18 protein-coding genes are annotated in these 20,342 nt (G+C 30.9%); 12 read left to right on the forward strand and 6 right to left on the reverse strand.

What is annotated here, in order from left to right:
- Nucleotides 1–4: 4 nt before the first annotated feature.
- Both V9L05_RS05720 and V9L05_RS05725 read right to left on the reverse strand, forming a co-directional pair.
- The gene (locus V9L05_RS05720) at nucleotides 5–184 is read right to left on the reverse strand and encodes a hypothetical protein (RefSeq protein ID WP_338814731.1); all 180 of its coding nucleotides are present in this window, start codon (nucleotides 182–184) and stop codon (nucleotides 5–7) included.
- Nucleotides 185–415: 231 nt separating this feature from the next.
- Nucleotides 416–1,321, reverse strand: coding sequence for a hypothetical protein (locus V9L05_RS05725; protein ID WP_338814732.1), 906 nt, complete (start codon nucleotides 1,319–1,321; stop codon nucleotides 416–418).
- Nucleotides 1,322–1,442: 121 nt separating this feature from the next.
- On the opposite strand from V9L05_RS05725, the gene V9L05_RS05730 reads away from it, so the two are divergent.
- Complete coding sequence (locus V9L05_RS05730; protein ID WP_338814733.1) at nucleotides 1,443–1,976, forward strand: hypothetical protein; 534 nt, start codon at nucleotides 1,443–1,445, stop codon at nucleotides 1,974–1,976.
- A 72-nt stretch (nucleotides 1,977–2,048) separates the two neighbouring features.
- Here V9L05_RS05730 and V9L05_RS05735 read toward each other — a convergent pair whose 3' ends face one another.
- A complete protein-coding gene (locus tag V9L05_RS05735; RefSeq protein ID WP_338789863.1) occupies nucleotides 2,049–3,317 on the reverse strand; it encodes a response regulator in 1,269 nt (422 codons plus the stop codon).
- Nucleotides 3,318–4,094: 777 nt separating this feature from the next.
- Here V9L05_RS05735 and V9L05_RS05740 point away from each other — a divergent pair.
- The 4 genes from V9L05_RS05740 (at nucleotide 4,095) to V9L05_RS05755 (ending at nucleotide 6,929) form a co-directional block, all read left to right on the forward strand.
- Complete coding sequence (locus V9L05_RS05740) at nucleotides 4,095–5,198, forward strand: DUF3137 domain-containing protein (RefSeq protein WP_338814734.1); 1,104 nt, start codon at nucleotides 4,095–4,097, stop codon at nucleotides 5,196–5,198.
- A 39-nt stretch (nucleotides 5,199–5,237) separates the two neighbouring features.
- Nucleotides 5,238–5,513 carry a septum formation initiator family protein gene (locus V9L05_RS05745; protein ID WP_338789861.1) on the forward strand — a complete coding sequence of 92 codons (276 nt, stop codon included), beginning with the start codon at nucleotides 5,238–5,240 and terminating at the stop codon, nucleotides 5,511–5,513.
- Between the two features lie 163 nt (nucleotides 5,514–5,676).
- The gene (locus V9L05_RS05750) at nucleotides 5,677–6,219 is read left to right on the forward strand and encodes a CbrC family protein (protein WP_338814735.1); all 543 of its coding nucleotides are present in this window, start codon (nucleotides 5,677–5,679) and stop codon (nucleotides 6,217–6,219) included.
- Nucleotides 6,220–6,722: 503 nt separating this feature from the next.
- Nucleotides 6,723–6,929 (forward strand): hypothetical protein, encoded by a 207-nt coding sequence (locus tag V9L05_RS05755; protein ID WP_338814736.1) that lies wholly within the window; start codon nucleotides 6,723–6,725, stop codon nucleotides 6,927–6,929.
- 151 nt (nucleotides 6,930–7,080) lie between these two features.
- Here V9L05_RS05755 and V9L05_RS05760 read toward each other — a convergent pair whose 3' ends face one another.
- Nucleotides 7,081–11,070: a two-component regulator propeller domain-containing protein gene (locus V9L05_RS05760; RefSeq protein WP_338814737.1), complete on the reverse strand. Its 3,990-nt coding sequence runs from the start codon at nucleotides 11,068–11,070 to the stop codon at nucleotides 7,081–7,083.
- A gap of 278 nt (nucleotides 11,071–11,348) precedes the next feature.
- Between V9L05_RS05760 and V9L05_RS05765 the strand changes: the two genes are divergently transcribed.
- The 5 genes from V9L05_RS05765 (at nucleotide 11,349) to V9L05_RS05785 (ending at nucleotide 14,922) form a co-directional block, all read left to right on the forward strand.
- A complete protein-coding gene (locus V9L05_RS05765) occupies nucleotides 11,349–11,798 on the forward strand; it encodes a hypothetical protein (protein ID WP_338814738.1) in 450 nt (149 codons plus the stop codon).
- A 174-nt stretch (nucleotides 11,799–11,972) separates the two neighbouring features.
- The gene (locus tag V9L05_RS05770; RefSeq protein WP_338814739.1) at nucleotides 11,973–13,166 is read left to right on the forward strand and encodes an acetyl-CoA C-acyltransferase; all 1,194 of its coding nucleotides are present in this window, start codon (nucleotides 11,973–11,975) and stop codon (nucleotides 13,164–13,166) included.
- Between the two features lie 104 nt (nucleotides 13,167–13,270).
- The gene (locus V9L05_RS05775; protein WP_338789855.1) at nucleotides 13,271–13,660 is read left to right on the forward strand and encodes a RidA family protein; all 390 of its coding nucleotides are present in this window, start codon (nucleotides 13,271–13,273) and stop codon (nucleotides 13,658–13,660) included.
- Between the two features lie 171 nt (nucleotides 13,661–13,831).
- A complete protein-coding gene (locus V9L05_RS05780; protein ID WP_338789854.1) occupies nucleotides 13,832–14,440 on the forward strand; it encodes a hypothetical protein in 609 nt (202 codons plus the stop codon).
- 23 nt (nucleotides 14,441–14,463) lie between these two features.
- Nucleotides 14,464–14,922: a hypothetical protein gene (locus V9L05_RS05785; RefSeq protein WP_338814740.1), complete on the forward strand. Its 459-nt coding sequence runs from the start codon at nucleotides 14,464–14,466 to the stop codon at nucleotides 14,920–14,922.
- A gap of 459 nt (nucleotides 14,923–15,381) precedes the next feature.
- Here the strand turns inward: V9L05_RS05785 and V9L05_RS05790 are convergent, their stop codons facing one another.
- Both V9L05_RS05790 and V9L05_RS05795 read right to left on the reverse strand, forming a co-directional pair.
- Nucleotides 15,382–16,533 (reverse strand): glycosyltransferase family 4 protein, encoded by a 1,152-nt coding sequence (locus tag V9L05_RS05790; RefSeq protein ID WP_338814741.1) that lies wholly within the window; start codon nucleotides 16,531–16,533, stop codon nucleotides 15,382–15,384.
- 79 nt (nucleotides 16,534–16,612) lie between these two features.
- Nucleotides 16,613–17,659 (reverse strand): glycosyltransferase family 61 protein, encoded by a 1,047-nt coding sequence (locus tag V9L05_RS05795; protein WP_338814742.1) that lies wholly within the window; start codon nucleotides 17,657–17,659, stop codon nucleotides 16,613–16,615.
- A gap of 132 nt (nucleotides 17,660–17,791) precedes the next feature.
- On the opposite strand from V9L05_RS05795, the gene V9L05_RS05800 reads away from it, so the two are divergent.
- Nucleotides 17,792–19,330 (forward strand): glycosyltransferase family 39 protein, encoded by a 1,539-nt coding sequence (locus tag V9L05_RS05800; RefSeq protein WP_338814743.1) that lies wholly within the window; start codon nucleotides 17,792–17,794, stop codon nucleotides 19,328–19,330.
- A gap of 140 nt (nucleotides 19,331–19,470) precedes the next feature.
- Nucleotides 19,471–20,196 (forward strand): head GIN domain-containing protein, encoded by a 726-nt coding sequence (locus V9L05_RS05805; RefSeq protein ID WP_338814744.1) that lies wholly within the window; start codon nucleotides 19,471–19,473, stop codon nucleotides 20,194–20,196.
- Nucleotides 20,197–20,342 lie beyond the last annotated feature (146 nt).

The raw sequence follows: 20,342 nt of genomic DNA on the forward strand, positions 1-20,342 counted from the left end.
AATGCTATTTAATAATTGGAGTAGTGGAAGTAACTGAATAATGAGAAACTTCTATTTTTTTTGAATCTTTTTTAACTTTCGGTGCAGCACTTAAAGCACATTCTTCGTTACGTTCACAAGCAACCATGATTGCCAGACCTAAGAAAAGAGTTAGCTGTAAAAGAATTAGTTTTTTGAGTTTCATAAAAAAATTAGTCTAGTGAGTAGTTTTGGAAGATGGCTTTATAATGAATATAAATCATTTCACAATTTTATGAGTTTTTATTTATTCACTTTAAGGGAATGAATAAATATAGATTAACACAAAGTTAAGTTTTTAAATGACTTTTATCGAAAAACAGGACTTTTATATAACAATAGATTTTATCATTTTGAAGTACCTTTTAAATAGTTTATTTATCAAAAAAACTTTAATTTAACTTTCTACTGGAAAATATAACGGATTGGGATAGATAAATTCATATCCTAACTTTTCTTGTATTTTTTTTGAGTTAATTATCTTATAATCAATCATTTGTTCATCATTTGAAAATGTAGGAGATTCAAAATTATACTCTATTGCATTCTTTTCATAGACTTTTTTACGAATTGGATGAATCGGACAGACTGCATTGAATACCTCAAAACTGTTAGTGTTTGTGTCGTTAAAAAGCCTATCTTCACTTATTTTTTCAGCAACTAGAGAAATAATGTTTATCAAATCCTTTCTATGTATGAAATTTACAGGAATATGACCTGTATTTAAGTCCTTTTTACCTGCAAAATACTTTCCTGCCACTCTTTTACCTCCCATAAGTCCACCTGCTCGTAAAATAACGACTTCTAAATCTGTTTTTTTACTGGCTTCTATAAACACATTTTCAGCTTCAAAAATATCTTTCCGATTTGCCTCCTCTACATTTTGCACATCATTTTCAAAAGATTCTTCTATTGTCGACACAGACAATGGAAAAGTAGAGTCTTTATAAATAGACGTAGAACTAATAAAAATCACTTTTTTAGTTACTTTTTTATTTTCTAACAAATGATTTTTGATAAATTCCATTTGAGTTTTATAGAATTCTTTATTTTCTCTTGGTGGTGGTATGTTTATTAAACAAATATCTGTTTCGAAAAAATCTTGAAAAAAGTCATTAGAATTAGCTGATTTTATTTTTTCTTCATTCAACTCCAAATGAAATGGTTTTATTCCTTCTTTTTCTAAAATTTCTATTTTTTCTGTAGAGGTAGTTGATCCATTTACTTTTTGTTTTTTTTCTATACAAAATTTAGCTGTTTCTAATCCAAGCCATCCACAGCCTAAAATACTAATTGAGTTCATAGTTGATAATTTGATTCCTTTGTGAAAACATAAAAACAGATTATTTTGCTTTTAGTTTTGATAAATTCTTATCTTGTTATTATATCATTGAAAATTATTTTTGCTTTTACTATTTATACCTATGAATACTTTATTAAAAAAAATCTTATTCTGTTTTTCTATACTATTATTTACAGCTTGTAACTCAAAAAAAGAGACAACCACCTCTGATGTAGACTCCACTACCGAAACCTCTATATTAAGAGAGGAAATTATTAAAGAAGAAATAGTAGAAGAACCTGCTTTCAGTATTGATACTTTTTCCGATTTCCCACCAGAAATAGATGGTTGTTCTTGTTATTTTTCAAAAAATGAAGCTGATTTTAAAGGAGGAAAAAAATATAGCTATATGGACAACTATGAAAAAATAGCTTTTGTGAAAATTGATGGCGTGTTGGTAAAATTTGTACAAACAAATTCTGAAATGGTTACAGAAACACATTATAAAAACACCTATAAAAGTGAAAATGCAACACAAAACTATACGCTAGAAACAGAGACAGAAAGAGAAAGCCAAAATGGAGATGAAACTTTTCTTTACACAGGAACTTTAAAAGTAACCAATCAAGAAGGAAAAAGTGTAAAAGAAAGTTTTATAGGAGAATGTGGGTGTTAAATTTGATAAATTTACTTCATGAAAAAAGCTATCAATTCTATTTTGATAGCTTTTTTGTTTGTATTATTTTTTCTAAAAACGCATTCCCATTACCAAAATATCGTCAATTTGAGAACGATCACCTTTCCATGTCTTAAACTCCTCATCTAAGATTTGTTTTTGCTCTTCGACTGGTTTTTCATGAATTTCTTTCAAGAGAGCTCTAAAGTTTTTGCTCATAAATTTTTCTGACTTTTCTCCTCCAAACTGGTCTTGATAACCATCAGAAAAAAGATACAACATGATAGGTTCACTCAAATCTACTTCATGACGAGTGTAATTTCTATCTAATTGAAACTGAACACCTCCAATTGGATATTTATCTCCTTTTATTAAAGTCATTTCTCCATTTTTGAAATAGACTAAAGGATTTTTTGCTCCTGAAAATTGTAGTTTTTTGTTTTCTAAATCAATCACACAAAGAGCCAAATCCATTCCATCACGACTTTTATTTTCTTCTTGTCGTAATGCTTTTCTAACGCTATCGTGCAGTTCGTTTAATATTTTATCTGATTCTATGACTCCTCTAGCACTTACAATTTCATTCAATAAATCATTTCCAATTAATGACATAAATGCACCTGGCACTCCATGTCCTGTACAATCGGCAGCCGTTACGACAATTTTGTTTCCTTCCTTTAAAAACCAATAAAAATCGCCACTTACAATATCACGAGGTTTGAAATAAATAAATGAATCTGGAATTGATTCTTTAATTTCTTCTACACGAGGCAGAGCAGCATCTTGAATTCGCTTGGCATAATTGATACTCTCTGTGATACTTTGATTTTTAGCTTCAATAATTTCTTTCTGAACTGTAATTTCATTTGTTCTTTCCTCTATTGTCTGCTCCAAATCTCTACTATATCGTTCTAATTTTTGGTGTAATTGTTCTTTTTCTGTGATAGATTCTTTTAGGCGTTGTACATGTTTTATTGTCTTTGCAATTGTTGCACCCAAATCATTAAAATTAATTGGCTTTGTTACAAAATCAAATGCACCATTATTCATTGCTCTTCTGATATTTCTCATATCTCCATACGCCGAAACGATAACTGTCTGAACAGTTGGATTCACTACTTTTGTTTTTGAAAGCAGCGTAATTCCGTCCATTTCAGGCATATTTACATCGCATAAAATAACATCAATATTCGGATTATCTTTTAGTTTGTCAAGGGCTTCAGTACCATTGGCAGCAAAAATAAACTCATATTCATGATTGCGAAGTTGCTTTCTGAATTTTTGTTTCATCAAAAGCTGCACATCTGGTTCGTCATCTACAACCATTAATATTGTCGGCATAGGGTAGTTTATTTTATAAGGATGTATATTTTCTTCAGACAGATTTATAAAAATGGTCTTTTATCTTATCTTTTTAATGAATAGTATAGTAAGACTTAGGCAAATTTAATGCAAAAAATTAGTTTACCCTAAACATACTCAAAACTTAGGACACAAACAAAACAAAACTCTCGATAAAGCAATTAAATTGCTCGGTAAACTTCATAAAACCAAAAATAAAATAGAGCAAAAGGGAACAATAATCACTTAAATTCAATTATTATTTAGTAAATTTAGAAACAAGAGAACGATTACGAATTACGAATTAAAAATTACGAACTGAAAAACAGTACAGATAATATGATTATCTATTTGTAAAAAACAATTTAAAATTTAAAGTCGCATCTCTTTATTTACTTGATTTTTATTAAACCTTATCACGGTTTGTATTAATGTAGTTCAGACTTTCAGTTTAAGTATACTGTTTTAAAATTTTTGTTATATTTTGTTGTGCATTCAGTTGCTCATAACTGAATGTTTCGCTTCCTCAGAAGCGTGATTTATTTGCTTGAATCACACTTCTGAGGAAGCATTTCGTTCAACTCTAGATAGTTGAACATACAAAAAACATTGTGAAACTTTTGAAACGGCGTACCAAGCATCAAAAACAGTATTTTATCAAATTCAACAATCTGAAAGACTATTATACAAAAATACCCGTGATAACCTTTATTATCTGAATTATTTTTTTTTGGTAGAAAAATCGTAATTCGTAATTTTTAATTCGTAATTAACTTCATGCGTAGTTTTGCAGAATTTAAAGCTCTTTTTGATGAAGATTTACTTCCTCATTTAGAAGACCTCAAAAAAGAACTTTCTTGGCGTAATATTCTTCAATTCGGGATTGTGATAGCTCTTGCAGCTATTTTGATAGTTCTCTTTGTTTTGATTGTTATGGAGTTGTTAGCTATTTGGGTTGTCATTCTTTTATCTGTTTTTCTGATTGCAGGAGCAATTTGGCAAGTACGAAAACTAGCAGATAGAAGAGATATTCAGTTACGTTACAAAAAAACAGTCAATTCTAAGTTAATAGAATTTGTAGCTCCTAGAGGAGATTATAACTCTGATGGCTTTGTTTCCTATAGCGATTTTGTAGATAGTGAGCTATTTAAGCGTGAACCTGATTTTTATGGTGGCGATGATTTGGTAACAACAAATCAAGATGGTGTACAAGTTCAATTTTCAGAAGTAAAAGCTGCTTGGGAAGAGCAAAGTGAAGATATAAAAGGTAATGATTCTAGTCAATGGCACATAATTTTTGATGGTATTTTTATGGTTTCGACACTCAGTAAAAGCTTTCCAGATATGGTCATTATTCCTGATGCTTCACAGGGAAGTTTTGGAAGATTAGGATATGAAACGAAAAAAGCAAACGAACAGCACGGAGAATTTGTAGATGTAGAACATCCAGAGTTTAATGATTATTTTACAGCTTATGCAAAAGATGGAAAAAAAGCTAAAAAAATGATTAGTGAAGATTTCATGGATAAAGCTGTCGAAATTGCTCAAACTATCGAAGAACCTATTTATTTTTCATTTAAAGGTAGAAAAATGTACGTTGCCATTCGTTACGACAAACCAATGTTTGAGTTTAATACGTATCTTGCAAACATTACCAATCCAGAAAAGCCTTATGAAATATTCAAAGAAATGGATTTTTTAGTAAACATTGGTGCTTCCCTAAATAACATGAAAAGACGAGAAACATTAGGTAGTATGGGAAGAGAAAGTTTTGGGGGTGGAATGGAAAGTATGGGAGGAATGGGTAGCTTAGGTTTTATGTCTTCACAAGATTTAGAACTAACAGATGAAGAAATTGCAGCTATGATGAGAGGAGAGTAAGAAATTATTTCAATTAAAAAATAAATTACTATTTAGATTATGACTTTTTTTCAACGTATCAATAATTTTTACTTTTGGTTTTTTGTAGCTTTTGTATTATGGATGTTTTTCTTAGATGGAAATGATGTCTTAAATCAAATCCGTATGCGCCAAACATTAGAAGAGCTACAAGCCGAAAAAGAATATTACAGCAAACAAATTGACCTTTTAGAAACAAAAAAAGCACAGATAAACGATTCTAAAAGCCTAGAAGAAATTGCAAGAGAAAAATACCTTATGACAAAAGAAGGTGAAGATGTTTATGTGGTAGAATAAATAAAGTTAGAAATTAGATTTTAGAAATTAGAATAACTCAATTCCACTTTCTATATTTTGCTTTGAAATAGATAACAATAGTTCTTTTTTAAAAATTGAACGTAGTTCGTTTATAAATATGTTAGTAGTAATATTGACAGATCAAAATTTTAAATAGACAAATATGGAATTGCCAAAATTTAAATACAGCCCAAACGCATATGACCTTGATATATTTAAGGAAGTTGACGGAGTATGTTCAATTTGCAACGAACAAAGAAGCTTAAAGTACGTAAGTTCATTTTACAGCATTGACAAACCTGATTATATTTGTCCGTGGTGTATTGTAAACGGACAGACGGCAGAAAAGTATAAAGGAGATTTTAATGACTATTGTGGAATTGAAGGAGTGTCACCAGACCCAAATGACCCTGAACCAACAATAGCTAAAGAGTTATTACTAGAAATAACAAATAAAACACCAAGCTACTTTTCTTGGCAACAAGAAGTTTGGCTGACACATTGCAATGAACCTTGTGCGTTTATTGGGTATGCAGACAGCCAATCTATTGAACCTTTTTTGAACGAACTTAAAGACGATATTGAAAATTCGGGCATTCCGACGAAATATATAACAAGAAGATTAACAAAAGATAGCGATTTAGGAGCATATTTGTTTCAGTGTGTAAAGTGCGAACAACATAGATTGCACATAGACTTTATCTAAAAAATACTACTACTAACAAGGGTTTTACGTCAGGTGGGCTTAATTAAAATGATTAGAAACAGACCATATCTATCCATGAATCTTTTAGGGATTACCCTAAATCTGATTCTGATAACTATAACATTGAATTTGCTAGATTTTCAATCTAAAAGCTATATATCAGTCCTAATTTGGTCAATAATTGGTTATTCGACTAAGACATGGATTTTTACTCTTCCTATTCTTAAAGTGAATAAATTATCGTTTAAAACAGAATTTAGGAAAAAAGTATTTTATGCAATAAGTCCATTCTTATTAATGGCACTTTGGTATAGTCTAATACTAGCTCTCAATGTTAAAGCACTATATTTTGATTTCTCATTCGGTTATATTCAAAGGTTTCCTCACGGACTAATTCAACTAGTGACAATCTTAGCCGTGTCAATGATTTATATGACCTCACTTTTTATGGCGAAAAGAAAATTAAATAAAACTAAGTAAACTGACACAGGAAGAATCTTGACGTGAAACATTATCTTGATATTTATACAACAAGGAAAGAAATGCAGGAAAAAGGTATAACGAATCCTAGTGAACAGATAAAGAAATTCACAAAAGATTTTGTTGAAATATTACAGAGCTTTTCATTAGATAAAAAAATTATTTTGATAAATAATTCATTCTTTGACGATGCAGGAAACCTAATTATAACAATACCTGAAAGAAGCTAGAACAAGTATTCTTACAAAATGTAACACGACTCCCTCTACTCGTTCATAGTTTCACACTACGAACCTACGGTATTTAAGCGTCCCACTTTGTATTTCGTAAAACACATATGTGACACTTCTGACTTCTAAAATCTAACTTCTCACTTTATTTTTATCCCATCTTAAAACCAATCACAAGGACATCGTCGATTTGTTGTCTTTGTCCTTTCCATCGTATAAAACCACGCTCTAAAAGTTGTCTTTGAGCATCCATGTCTTCTGCATGAATATCTCTCAAAACTTGACGGAAACGTTTTTTCATAAACTTCTCATCGTGTTTTCCTCCAAACTGGTCTTGATAACCATCAGAAAATATATAAAAAGAAGTTGGGTCATTTACTTTAATAACATGTTCATTAAAAGTTGGGGTTTTCTTTAAATATTTTCTTGAATAGCCTCCAATTCCTCTAATATCTCCTTTTACTTGTTCTACATTTCCATTTTGAATATAAATCAATGGATTTTTTGCTCCTCCAAAAACTACTTCATTATTATTTTTATCAATTACACAGATTGACATATCCATTCCATCACGGCTTTGCGTTTCATTCTGACGTAATGTGTTTCGGACAGCTTTATCTAACTCTTCCAAAATAAGAGCAGGACTCATAATACCCATCACGTTAATAATTCTGTCTAAATGTGTTTCAGCAATAATAGACATAAATGCCCCTGGAACGCCATGTCCTGTACAGTCAATGGCAGCAACGATAGTTTTACCTTCTTTCTCTGTAAACCAATAAAAATCGCCACTTACAATATCACGAGGCAAAAATAAAACAAAAGCTTCAAAAGCATCTTTTAGTATAGATAAAGGTGGTAAAAGTGCGTGTTGAATTCGTTTTGCATAATTGATACTATCTGTAATATCTTTATTCTTTGATTCAAGAGAAATCCTATTTTCATCTATTTCATGTTTTTGAGCTTCTATTTTTGTATAGGCTTGTGAGTTATCTAAAGCAATTACGATATAGGTAGCTAGATTTCTAAGAATAGATAAGTGTTCTGAATCAAAGGCATTTTCTTTATAACTCTGAGCTGTTATGACACCAATTTTTCGCTCTGCCAAAACTAAAGGCAAATAAACAACTGAAGAAGTAGTTTTCCCAAAATCTGGATGGGGCTTTTCTTCCATGTATTTCAGATATTCTTGTTGAACGTTATGAATTATAATCTCACGCTGCTCACTAAACGATTTGACAGCCAACTCACTCTTATCATTCAAATCTAAAATATGAAAAGGTAGTACATTTCCATTTTCAATAAAACCAGAAACAGTAAGACAGTTTGCATCCTCATCAAAGAGAGCCACTCCAAACGCATCAGCAGGCATTACTTTTTGAATATTATCATAAACAGATTGAATAATTTCTTTGTGGTGCAAACGAGCTGTTATTTGTCTTCCAATATCACTAAGCAAACGAATATTTGCATACGCATTTTCAAGCTGGTCACGCTGAACACGCAACTCTTCAGTAGTTTCTAGCAATTCACCTGTTCTTTCTTTTACAGAGTTTTCTAGTTTTGTATTTTGTTCTCTAATAGATTTTGTTCGGAAATAATAGATTGTCCAAAGTCCACTTGCAATAACCAAAATAACAGCAACTCTAAATCCTAATGTAGCCCAAAAAGGAGGACGCATTCTAATTTTGACAGATGCACCTTCGTTATTCCATAGACCATCATTATTTGCAGCACGAACCACAAATTTATATTCTCCTTTAGGCAAGTTTGTATAAGAAGCAAAACGACGGTCGTTTACTTCATTCCAATTTTCCTCAAATCCTTCCAAACGATATGAGTATCTATTATTTTCAGGATGTAAAAAATTAAGAGCCGTAAATTCGAATGTAATTACTTGGTCTTCATAATCCAAAATAATTTCATCAACCACTGAAATATGATGTGTGAGAGGAGAATCTTCATTATTGGCATCTCTTACAGCCACAGATTTATTAAAAATTTTGAAATCAGTCAAAACAACAGGAGGAAGATAATTATTTGATTTTACAGTATCTGGATGAAACATAGTTAGTCCTCCAATTCCACCAAAAAACATCATTCCATCATTTTTTCTCAAGTAAGAAGCACCTGAGTTAAACTCATTGCTTTGTATTCCATCCTCAAGATTAAATTCCCATACGATACTATCCCCAACATCAAACTTAAGAATACCATTATTTGTACTTAGCCATAGATTTTCTTTTTTATCTCCCAAAACTCCATGAATAACTCTGCTAAGTTTTATATCTAGTTCGCCAAAATGAAGGGCTTTTTTGGTTTTTGGGTCAAAACGATTTAGTCCATTTGGCGTTCCTAACCAAAGATACCCTGATGCGTCTTCCCAAATTGTTCTGATTGCATTGCTACTAATACTTGTAGGATCATCATCTTTATAAGAAAAATTTTCAAAAGAAAGGATATTTCCTTTACTATCTCGTTTGGCAAGACTAAGTCCTCCTTCTTCTGTTCCTATCCATAGATTTTTATTTCTATCCTCAAAAATAATACGGACACTACTTCCTGCTAAAGATGCTGCATTATTTTTATCATGAATAAAGTATCTAAAACGGTATTTTTTTGGATTAATTTTTTCAAAATTCAAATGATTTCCTGTTGTGTCTTCATAAATTTCATTCAATCCTTTTTGAAAAGTTCCTACCCATATTTTACCAAAGCTGTCTTTATATATAGTTGTAATTCTGTTTCCACTCGGCGATTGTTGTAAAAAATCATTTTCACTTGCTACAAAAGTTTGAAAATCTAAAGGAATATGAGTTTGTTTGTCAAGTGTAGCTCTAAAAAGACCATTTTTGAGTACAGAACCCCATAAAACAGAATCTCCTTCATTTAATAAAGCTGTTACATCTCTAGTATTTGGATTTTGGAAGGAAGAAAAAAATGTACTATAATTGAAAGCAGAGTCTTTAGTTACGTTCAGATAACTCCAACCATCTGCTGTTCCTATCCAAAGGTTATTTTTATCAGAGTTTGTTATACTCCACACCCATGCTGGAGGAAGACTATTTTGATTTTCAGGGTTATGACGGAATGTTTTGAATTGTTTGGTACGAGTATTTATCTTAAAAATTCCATTTTTATTTGTTCCTATCCATAAAAGTCCTGATTTACTTCTTGTAATAGCATTAAAAGAGCCATAATTCTCAAAGGTATTGCCAATATTTTGACGCTTATAGGTGTGATTATTTTGATTGAACTTACCAAGTTCTAGAGCAGAGATAATCCATAAATTACCATCTTCATCTTGTTCTATCCCTTCAATAGCTAAAGGAGAGGCTTTGTAAGACGACATATTATCACCCAAACGATTATATCTTCCTATTCCATTTTTTGTTCCTATCCAAAGTGCCTTAAAACGGTCTTCAAAAAAGCAGGTAATATGTCCATTTGGTAAAGAGGAAAAAGTAGAGTCTGCTAAAAATACTTTAAAATTATTTGTTTTGGGTTGATAACGAGCAACTCCATTTTGTGTTCCTATCCAAACATTTCCTTTTTTATCTGTGTAAAGTGCCGTAACTTCATTATTAGGAATAGAATTAGTCTTTCCATCAGCAAAATATCTTTCAAAAGTCTTTGTTTTTCTATCAAATTTATTTAATCCTTTTTTTGTTCCTATCCAAATAACTCCTGTTGTATCTTCTGTAATTGCACTCACATCATCATTAGAAATAGTTTTTTTATTTGCAGCTTGATATCTATAGCTAGTAAAATTATCAAAGTCAAGGTTGTACATTGAAAAACCTGCTTCTGTTCCTACCCAAATTGTACCGTCTTTAGATTGAAAAAGTGTTTGTATATTGTTGTCAGGAAGGGAAGTAGAGTCTCCTCGTTGAGATTTGAATAGTTTGAATTTATAGGCATCATACCTGTTTAGTCCGTCTTGTGTTCCAAACCACATAAATCCTTTTTGATCTTGCAGAATAGAAAGCACTGTCGATTGAGACAATCCTTGATCGATGCTCAGATGTTCGGCTTCTAAGGGTGTATCTCCAAAATCAGTAAATTGAGCAAAAGAAGAATTGGAGAAGATAGAAAAACTATGTACAATTAGAATACAGAAAAGTGTACAAGCGTACCTCATGTATTTTGTTAGGGCTAAAATTTTGATAGAATTATTATGATTAATAACTAAATGCAGTTATTATATGGAAAAATACACAAAAATTGAAGCAAAACAATTTTTTATATAACTACTTTCGGTAAAAATGTTTTTTTATTAGGTAGAAAAGCCTTTTGGATTTGACTAAGATGTAAGTAGTTTAAAATAAAATTGCTGGATAACGATTTGTTCAAATTTTAGAAAAAATGTATATTGAAGTAATTACAAATTTAAAAATACCAAATTATATATTATTTCGTATGCAAACACTCAAATATCAACTTGGAAAGATAATCGGAATGACTTTCGTTGTGCTAGGAAGTATTTTTTTTATAATTATGTTAGCTAACATAAATAATGGCAGAAATGAACTTGTAGATGGTTTGTTAGGAGGAATTGCCTTGGGAGGAATACCAGCATTAGCAGGCTTTTTTTTATGGAAGTTTTCACGCATAGGACAACGAAAATTTTTGATGAACAAATATGAGCGTCAAATACTAGAAGCAGCCTCTCAAAATGGAGGACATCTAACCCCCACAGAACTAGCCATGAAAACTGACCTGAGCCTTAAAGAATCTAAAAAAGTACTAGAAACAATGCAAATAGAAGGCTATTCTGAACTCAAAATTTCTTCTAATGGCTCAATTGTTTTTTATTTTAGAGAACTAGATAAAGGAGATAATTATGCAGAAAGTGAGCTATTGAATTAATAGACTTTATCTCTACTTATGAGAATTCTAAAAATTAATTTTACCTTTCCCTTTAGCTTCGTTAAGAGTTTTTTATATCATTTTTTTGTAACTTGCAGACCTCTCAACTACTGCATAGCAGTAATTTTTCAGTAATCTTTACAATACAACATTTACACAAAAAGTATAACTTATATGACACTCAAAGAAGTTTATTTAGTTTCAACAGTTCGTACTCCCATTGGTAGTTTTAATGGTTCTTTGGCAGCCGTTGCAGCTACACAACTTGGTGCGACAGCAATAAAAGGAGCATTGCAAAAAATCAATCTTGACCCAAAAGAAGTAGAAGAAGTTTATATGGGTAATGTAATTTCAGCAAACCTTGGACAAGCACCTGCTCGTCAGGCTGCTGTTTTGGCTGGTCTTCCTTATTCTGTTCAATGTACAACAGTGAATAAAGTATGTGCTTCGGGTATGAAAGCGATTATGTTTGCTGCTCAAAGTATTATGTTAGGTCATTCGGATGTAGTAGTTGCTGGAGGAATGGAGAGTATGACAAATATCCCTTTTTACTTAGATAAAGCTCGTTTTGGTGGTTACGGCTACGGACATGGAACACTTATCGATGGACTTATGCGTGATGGCTTGGCTGATGCGTATGACAATTCTGCTATGGGTGTAAGTGCTGATAAAACAGCCGAAAAATATAAGTTTACTCGTGAAGCACAAGATGCTTTTGCTATAGAATCTTATACTCGTTCAAAAAATGCAACAGAATCAGGCAGATTTAAAGACGAAATTGTAGCTGTAGAAATTCCACAAAGAAAAGGTGACCCAGTAGTAGTAAGTGAAGATGAGGAGTACAAAAAAGTAAAATTTGATAAAATACCTACTCTTAGAGCTGTTTTTTCTGCAAATGGAACAGTTACGGCAGCAAATGCTTCTACAATCAATGATGGTGCTTCGGCTGCAATCTTGATGAGTGGAGAGAAAGTAAAAGAATTAGGACTTACTCCAATTGCTAGAATTGTAGATTTTGCAGACGCAGAACAAGAACCACAATGGTTTACGACTGCACCAACAATTGCAGCACCAAAAGCTCTAAAACGTGCAGGTCTTACAAAAAATGACATTGACTTTTTCGAAGTAAATGAAGCATTTTCAGCTGTAACGATGGCATTCAATAAAGAATTAGATATTGATCCTAAAATTGTAAACGTAAACGGTGGAGCAGTTTCTTTAGGACACCCACTTGGCTGTTCAGGTTCAAGAATTGTAACAACACTTACTAATGTTCTTAGTCAGAACAATGGTAAATATGGATTAGCTGCTATTTGTAATGGTGGTGGTGGTGCTTCAGCAATTATTATTGAAAATTTGAAGAAATAATTGATACTATTTCAAAATAAACAAATTACCGTATTTTGTACTTTACAGAATACGGTTTTATTTATTTACCTATTTCTGATTCTCAAATCCTAATTTTAAAAAAAATGTCAAGAATAGTATTTACAGAAAATGCTCCTGCTCCTATTGGTCCTTATAGTCAAGCTGTTTGGAATGGAAACACACTTTTTGTGTCTGGACAAATTGCAATGGATGCAAAAAGTGGCAAAATTACAGGTCAAGATGGAGAAAGCATAGAAGACGAAACACACAAAGTAATGCACAATATGGGACAAATTTTGGAAGCTGCTGAGCTTTCTTACTACAACATTGTAAAGTGCAGTATTTTTGTAAAAGATATGAATGATTTTCAAGCTATTAATAAGGCTTATGGTGAATATTTCACAGAAAACCCTCCTGCTAGAGAAACTGTTGAAGTATCTCGTTTGCCAAAAGATGTACGTGTAGAAATTTCTTGTGTGGCTGCAAAAGAATAATTTTTGTAATTTTACATTAATTTAAAAATCCTAAGAGACTCTAAAAACTCTTAGGATTTTATTAGTATCTTATTAAAACTAATCCTTTCCAAATTAAGTTAATATGATTGTAGAATCATCTAATTTCAGATAATTTACAACTTACCATTTATAATTCATCATTTAAAAGGTTTGGCAAACAAAAAATATAGAAATTTATTAAAAGGATTTGCTAAAAATGCGCCTCAACTTCTTTGGAATGCGCCTTCTTTATTTCCTCATAGTCTTCGCTTGCTTCTTCATGCAGACGAGTTTATGCCCCACGCCAAGAGTTTGTTACCTCAATCGTCTTTACTTGCGCCTCATATAGAAAAATTGTTACCTTATAAAGAAGAACTTTTGCCCTATGCCAATCAGATAGCTCCTCATGCAGAAAAACTTCTTCCCTATTCTGACCAGCTTTTACCTCATGCAGAAGAATTATTGCCTTATTTTCATTTATTTGAGCCGTATTTAGATGAGTTGTTACCTTATACAGATTTGCTTTTAAAGTACAAAGACGTACTTTTGCCAGAAGTCGAAAAGCTACTCCCTCATTGTAAAATTTTGCTTCCTCATGGCGAAAGACTACTTCCTCATGCAGAAGAAATGTTTGTACATTTAGATATTTTACTTTTGTATGTAGATAAACTTTTACCTGCCGAACATCACAATATACCTGTAAAATCAATAGAATCAGTTTCTAATCTGACTGAAAATTTAGAAGAATTAGAGGAAAAAGAAACAGACGAAGAAGAGTAAATCATTAAAAATCTCATTTAGCCATGAACAATAAACTTTCTTTCAAATTTCAAACACTTTTTTCACTTACTATTTTCTGTTTAGGAGTTATAGGAATTGCTGCTTGGTCACTTTCTTTAGAATCAAACTGGAAATTTTTGATTATCGGTATTGCTGCAATTATCGTTTTACTACTTCTTCTCAAAATTTCTACAATGCCTACTTCATTTCATTTTTCAAAAAAAGAATTAGTTGTTTCTTATTTATTTCTACCAAAAAAGAAATGGCTTTTTGAAGATTTGAGAGAATGGAACGCAGTAGAAATCAAAACTTTTAATGACGTTTATAAAATTTTAGAGCTTAGTTTTGTTAAAGACAAAAAGCTTCAAAAAGCAAAAAAAATAGGAATCAGTAAGCAAGAATACAAAGGATTTGAATTTTTTGATAAATTTATGAATAAGAATTTCAAAGAATTAAAGATAGAGATAGAAAAGCAGAAATAAATTTTCATAATGAAAAATACACTCTTTCAAAATGGGAATATTTATATATTGAATAATTATATCAAAAAACAATAATAGCCTTATATGAGCTTCATACGTACATTTTGCAATTAATTGACAAATAGTTTAATTTATTTTGGCATTGGCAAACACTTTGAATTATATAAGTCAAGTAAGCAACAAATTGATAGTAATTTCTAAAAGCATCTGCAATGAGATTGAGATTAATTTCTCAAAATTTTTAACTCATTATTTTTATCAGAGCTTTATTTTTCAGAAATTCTATCAAATAGAAAGTCAAGATTGAATAGTAAGCGTGTTGAAGTTTCTTCTAAAAAAGAACTTATTTTTTACAACTCCTTATTTTTTAGCTATTCAGTTACACTTTTTTAAAATATAACTGAGAAATCCCTTTCCATTTTTTATATATGAAAGGGATTTTTTTATGCTTGTTTGTCACTATGAAGAGTGAACTACATTTTTATAAATTTCTAAAGTCTTCTTGGCTGTATTTTCTTTTGTAAAATTTTGGAGGTGAATAGTAGCATTTTGTATTAATTTATTTCTTAGTTCTTCATCAAATAGAACCTTCTCTACATTTTCAGCTAAAGAAAAAGAATCTTTTATATTTGAAAGCAAACCTGTTTTGTTATTAATTACAGACTCTGGAACTCCTCCTGCTGCTGTTGCCACAACTGGAACTTTACTTGCAAAAGCATCTAATACACTTGTTCCTAATCCTTCTGTTTGGCTTGTAAAAAGAAAAACATCCAATTCTTTTAGAATAAAAGCAATGTCATTTCTAAAACCTGTCAAAATAAAATGCTCTTTTAGTTGTGGATTTTGATTGAACCACTTATGAATTTCGTTTTTTGATTCTCCTTCTTTTCCAATTAAGAAAAAACACACCTGCTTATTTTTTTTCTCTAGTTTAGGAATGAGTAATTTTGCTGTTTCTAAAAAGGTAATATAATCTTTTTCAGGTGTAAGAGCTGCTACATTTCCTATCAAAATCGTATCTTTTGACAAATTATATTCTTGCCTTAAAATAGATGTGTCATTTTCATTACTAAACTTATCCAAATCAATTCCATCATATATTGTAATTAATTTTGACTTGTCTTTAATACTAAGACCCACCACTTCTTTTACTTTTTCTGAAACACAAATTATTTTTTTTATAGCTGAGTGATTGTATTTGTAGTTGGAAAAAAAATTATTTTTAACAGGAAAAATCACCTTTCTACTCAAGATAAATTTAGTTTTATTCTGAAAAAAAACGGCTGACAAAACACCTATTGTATGTGCGTGTGCATCATGAAGATGAACAATACTTACTTTATTTTTTTTACAAAAAGTAGCCAAAAATTTTGCTTGTCCAAACTTTGAGTTTCCATTTAACTCTTCTACCTCCAAATTGGTAGTTACGTTTTCTTTATTATAATTTCTTATAAAATCAGACAAAGAAGAGTTTTGAGGTGTCAGAATTGTTTGTTGAAGTGAGATTTTATCTTCTTGATTTTTCTCTATTTCGGTAGCTAAATAAGCAATCTGCTGTTCGCCTCCTCGCCAAGTTTTGGGAGTAGAAAGATGGACAATATGGAAATTCATTGATTTCTAAATTAATTATGAAAAAGTATGATAGATATAAAAGCAAACAAAATCTCATCTAAAATGAGATGAAGACTACTTACTTCTCCATCTCTAAAATAATTTGCTCTAACTTTTCTATATCTACGTCTACATTTACAGTATGTGTTTCAGCAGAATCACCTTCTGAAAGTAAATAATAATAATCAACTTCTAAATCAGAAGCTAATGAAAAATAGCAATTATTATGTTTGTCTGCTTGATTTCTAATTTCCAAAACTTTAGTATTCGGATTGATGAAAAGCATGTTGGTAAGTCCTGCTCCATGTAATCCAACCAAAGAAACTGTTTGTTTCATAAGTTCAATTTGTTTTTCAAAACTATACTCTTCAAAATAATGAATTTCATAATTATATTTTTTGAGTAATTTCTGAACTTGCTCTTCATTATTTATTTTTCTGAACCTAGATTTCTGACGACTGATGTATATTTTCCTATTTATTTTTTGCTTAATTACATTTTCTGTACCTTCATTAGACTCTATTTTCGAACTTTGAGTAAATAGTTTTCTAGCTTCCTGCATCAATTCTTTATCATAATTTCCACTATTTCCAATATGAGAAGGCAAGATTAATTTATTTATTTTATAGACCTGATTACTCTCATAAAAATATATTTTCCTATTTAGTTTTTCTCCTGTAATTTGAGTAAAATCATATTTTTCTAGTTCTTTTGGAACTAATAACTCTGTATTTTCTCGTTTTTCTATCTTTTGAGCAACCAAAACACGAGGAATAACATCTGTAAGCCAATGAAAATAACCATCTGACCAATTATCTGTCGCAAAAATAGCATTTTCTATCGTTTTTGTTTTTGATAAAAAATTAGATAAAACTACCTTAGCAAAATTTAGAAGCGTTCTACTTTTACTTATTGGATATGTATGAGTATAAGAATTGAAAGTCTTAAAATCAGATAAACTTAATAAATATCCATTTAATAAATAGACCGTTGAAAGCTCTAATACATGAACACTAGGAATATTTTTTTCTAATTCGTGAGCAAACAAACTGGTCTCTTTTAGAGTAACATTTTGAGCAGGATTTCTTTTCGCTATTTTGGCTTCTATAACTTCTTGTTTTTTCATAAATTAGATGTTCAAATTCATTATTTTCAGCTTACAAATAAGTATTGAGTTAAATTATTGAGAAACCAAAAAGATGATAACTCAAACAACTAGCATATTCTAACACACCATTCTACAAAAATAGTCTTTCTAATGTCAATCAAAAACTGGTTTTTACTTTCTTTTTTTGCTCTTCTCAAATTACAGACACCTTTTCTACTCAATAAAGCATATAGTTTTCATAGAGATGAATTACTTTATCTTGCGTTGGGCAAACATTTAGATTTTGGTTTTTTGGAAGTTCCTCCAATGATTGCTCTTTTTGCTTCCTTTATTCAAAATACAATAGGAGAATCTCTTTGGGCTATTCATTTAGTTTCTGGCTTGGCTGGAATGACTTTGGTTATTCTGACAGGAATGATAGCTAGTCAGATGGGGGGAAAAACATTTGCAATCCTATTTGCTGGTTTTATTGTTATTTTTTCACCTGCTTTTTTGCGTATACATACACTTTTTCAACCTGTAGGTTGGGATGTTTTGGGTTGGACATGGCTTATCTATCTTTGGATTCGTCATATAAAAACTCAACAAGGACGTTATTTGGTCGGAATGGGAGCTATTGCAGGAATTTTCTTTTTAAATAAATACAGTATTGTTTTTTGTGTGATTGCTATTCTAATAGCTACTTTGTTTTCAAAAGAAAGACAATGGCTTTTGAACAAAAAGTTGTGGCTTGGTGTAGGCATTGGTCTTCTGATTGTTCTACCTAATCTTATTTGGCAAGCCTTTCATAATTTTCCCGTCTTTCATCACATGGAAGAGCTTAGTGTTACACAGCTTAAAAATATAAATCCTGTAGATTTTATAATTGATCAATTTTTAATGCATCTTCCTATTACTTGGATTTGGATGTTGGGTTTTACAGGCTTATTAAAAAGTAAAACACTTCAACCTTTCAGAACGATAGCTGTATTTTTTGTAGTGGTTATTTTAATGCTTTTCTTCTTGCATGGCAAAAGTTATTATACATTAGGAGCTTTTCCTGTAATGCTTGCTGCTGGTTCAGTCGCTATCGAACGTCTGACACAAAACCGTACGTTTTTACGTGTTCCTGCTGTTGTAATTCCAATAATGCTTATCTTGCCTTTGCTTCCTTTTAGCATTCCTATTTTGAGTCCTGAAAAACTTACAGAATATGCAGCTACTTTTACTGAAAAAACAGGAGAAGAATCGTTTAATCGTTGGGAAGACGGAAAAATACATGCTCTCCCTCAAGATTTTGCTGATATGTTGGGATGGAAACAAATAGCTAAATTAGCAGCAAAGGCATATTATGAAATTCCTGTTGAAGAGAGAAAGAATACTATAATTTTGGCTGAAAATTATGGACAAGCAGGAGCAATTGATTTCTATGCAAAAGAATTTAATTTACCACAAGTATATAGTTTTTCAAGTAGCTATTTACTTTGGCTTCCTCAAAAATTTACTGCAAAAAAAGTAATTTTTATTAATGATAGAATCCATCAAGATATTAGCAAAACAGTAGGCAAACAAACTCTTATTGGAGAAATTAAAGATACATATAGCCGTCAGAATGGGAATAAAGTTTGGCTGTTAGAAAATCTAAGTAAGGACTATTATGAGTTGTATGAAAATGCAATTAAGGAAGAAAAGGCATTTTTGACAGAGTAAGAAAATATTTTTAACAGTTTTTTTTTTCCTGATGCAACCTATCTAAAAATATACTGTCTTTGTAGTAAATAAGCTCATAAAAAAAGCTACTCACTAATTTAACTACATTTCATTATTTACATCAATAATCATTTAATTCTATGAAAACGCTCAATCACAAACTAACTACTTTCTCATTTGCTCTTTTGTTTCTTTTTGCATTTTCAATTTCTACAGCTTTTGCTCAAGAAGTTAGAAGTGTATCTAATTTTGAAGAAATTTCATCAGGAGGAAGTTTTGATATTAAAATTGTAAAATCTTCTAAAAATGAAGTCAAAATTGAAGGTGCAGATGCAGACCTTTTAGAAAAACTAGAAACTCAAGTAGATGGCAATCGTCTTAGAATAGGAATCAAAAAAGGCAATAGTTGGAGTTCTAGAGGATATAGTAAAGTAACTATTACAGTTTATCATACTGAAAAACTAGAAAAATTATCTCTTGCAGGTTCGGGTTCTATGGAATGGGATGGCGAATTATATAGCTCTACATTAGAAATTAGTGTTGCAGGTTCAGGAAAAGTATGTGGAAGAGTTGCTGTTTCAGACTTAGAAGCAAGTATTGCAGGTTCTGGAAAAATTTGTCTTAAAGGAGCAGCTACAAAACAAGAAGTAAGAATTGCAGGCTCTGGAGATTATGAAGCAGAAGATTTAAAAACACAAGATACAGAAATCAAGATTTCAGGTTCTGGAGATGCTAATGTATATGTTACAAAGAATTTAGAAGCAAAAATTTCAGGTTCTGGAGATATTCGTTACACTACTGGTGGAAATGAATTAGAAAGACAAATCGTTAAAGTAAGTGGCTCAGGAAAAGTACGCAAAGGATAAATATAGTTTGCAATTGTTGAATAAACAATTGACAATTAGTCTAAAAAACTCTTCACATTTCTATCTTTAGATTTTTGAAGAGTTTTTTCATTTTAATAAAATAGCTTCTTTTATTCAATATTTCTTTAAATTTGTCTTTTGTTATG

The organism is Bernardetia sp. Wsw4-3y2 (assembly GCF_037126295.1).
Classification (GTDB): domain Bacteria; phylum Bacteroidota; class Bacteroidia; order Cytophagales; family Bernardetiaceae; genus Bernardetia.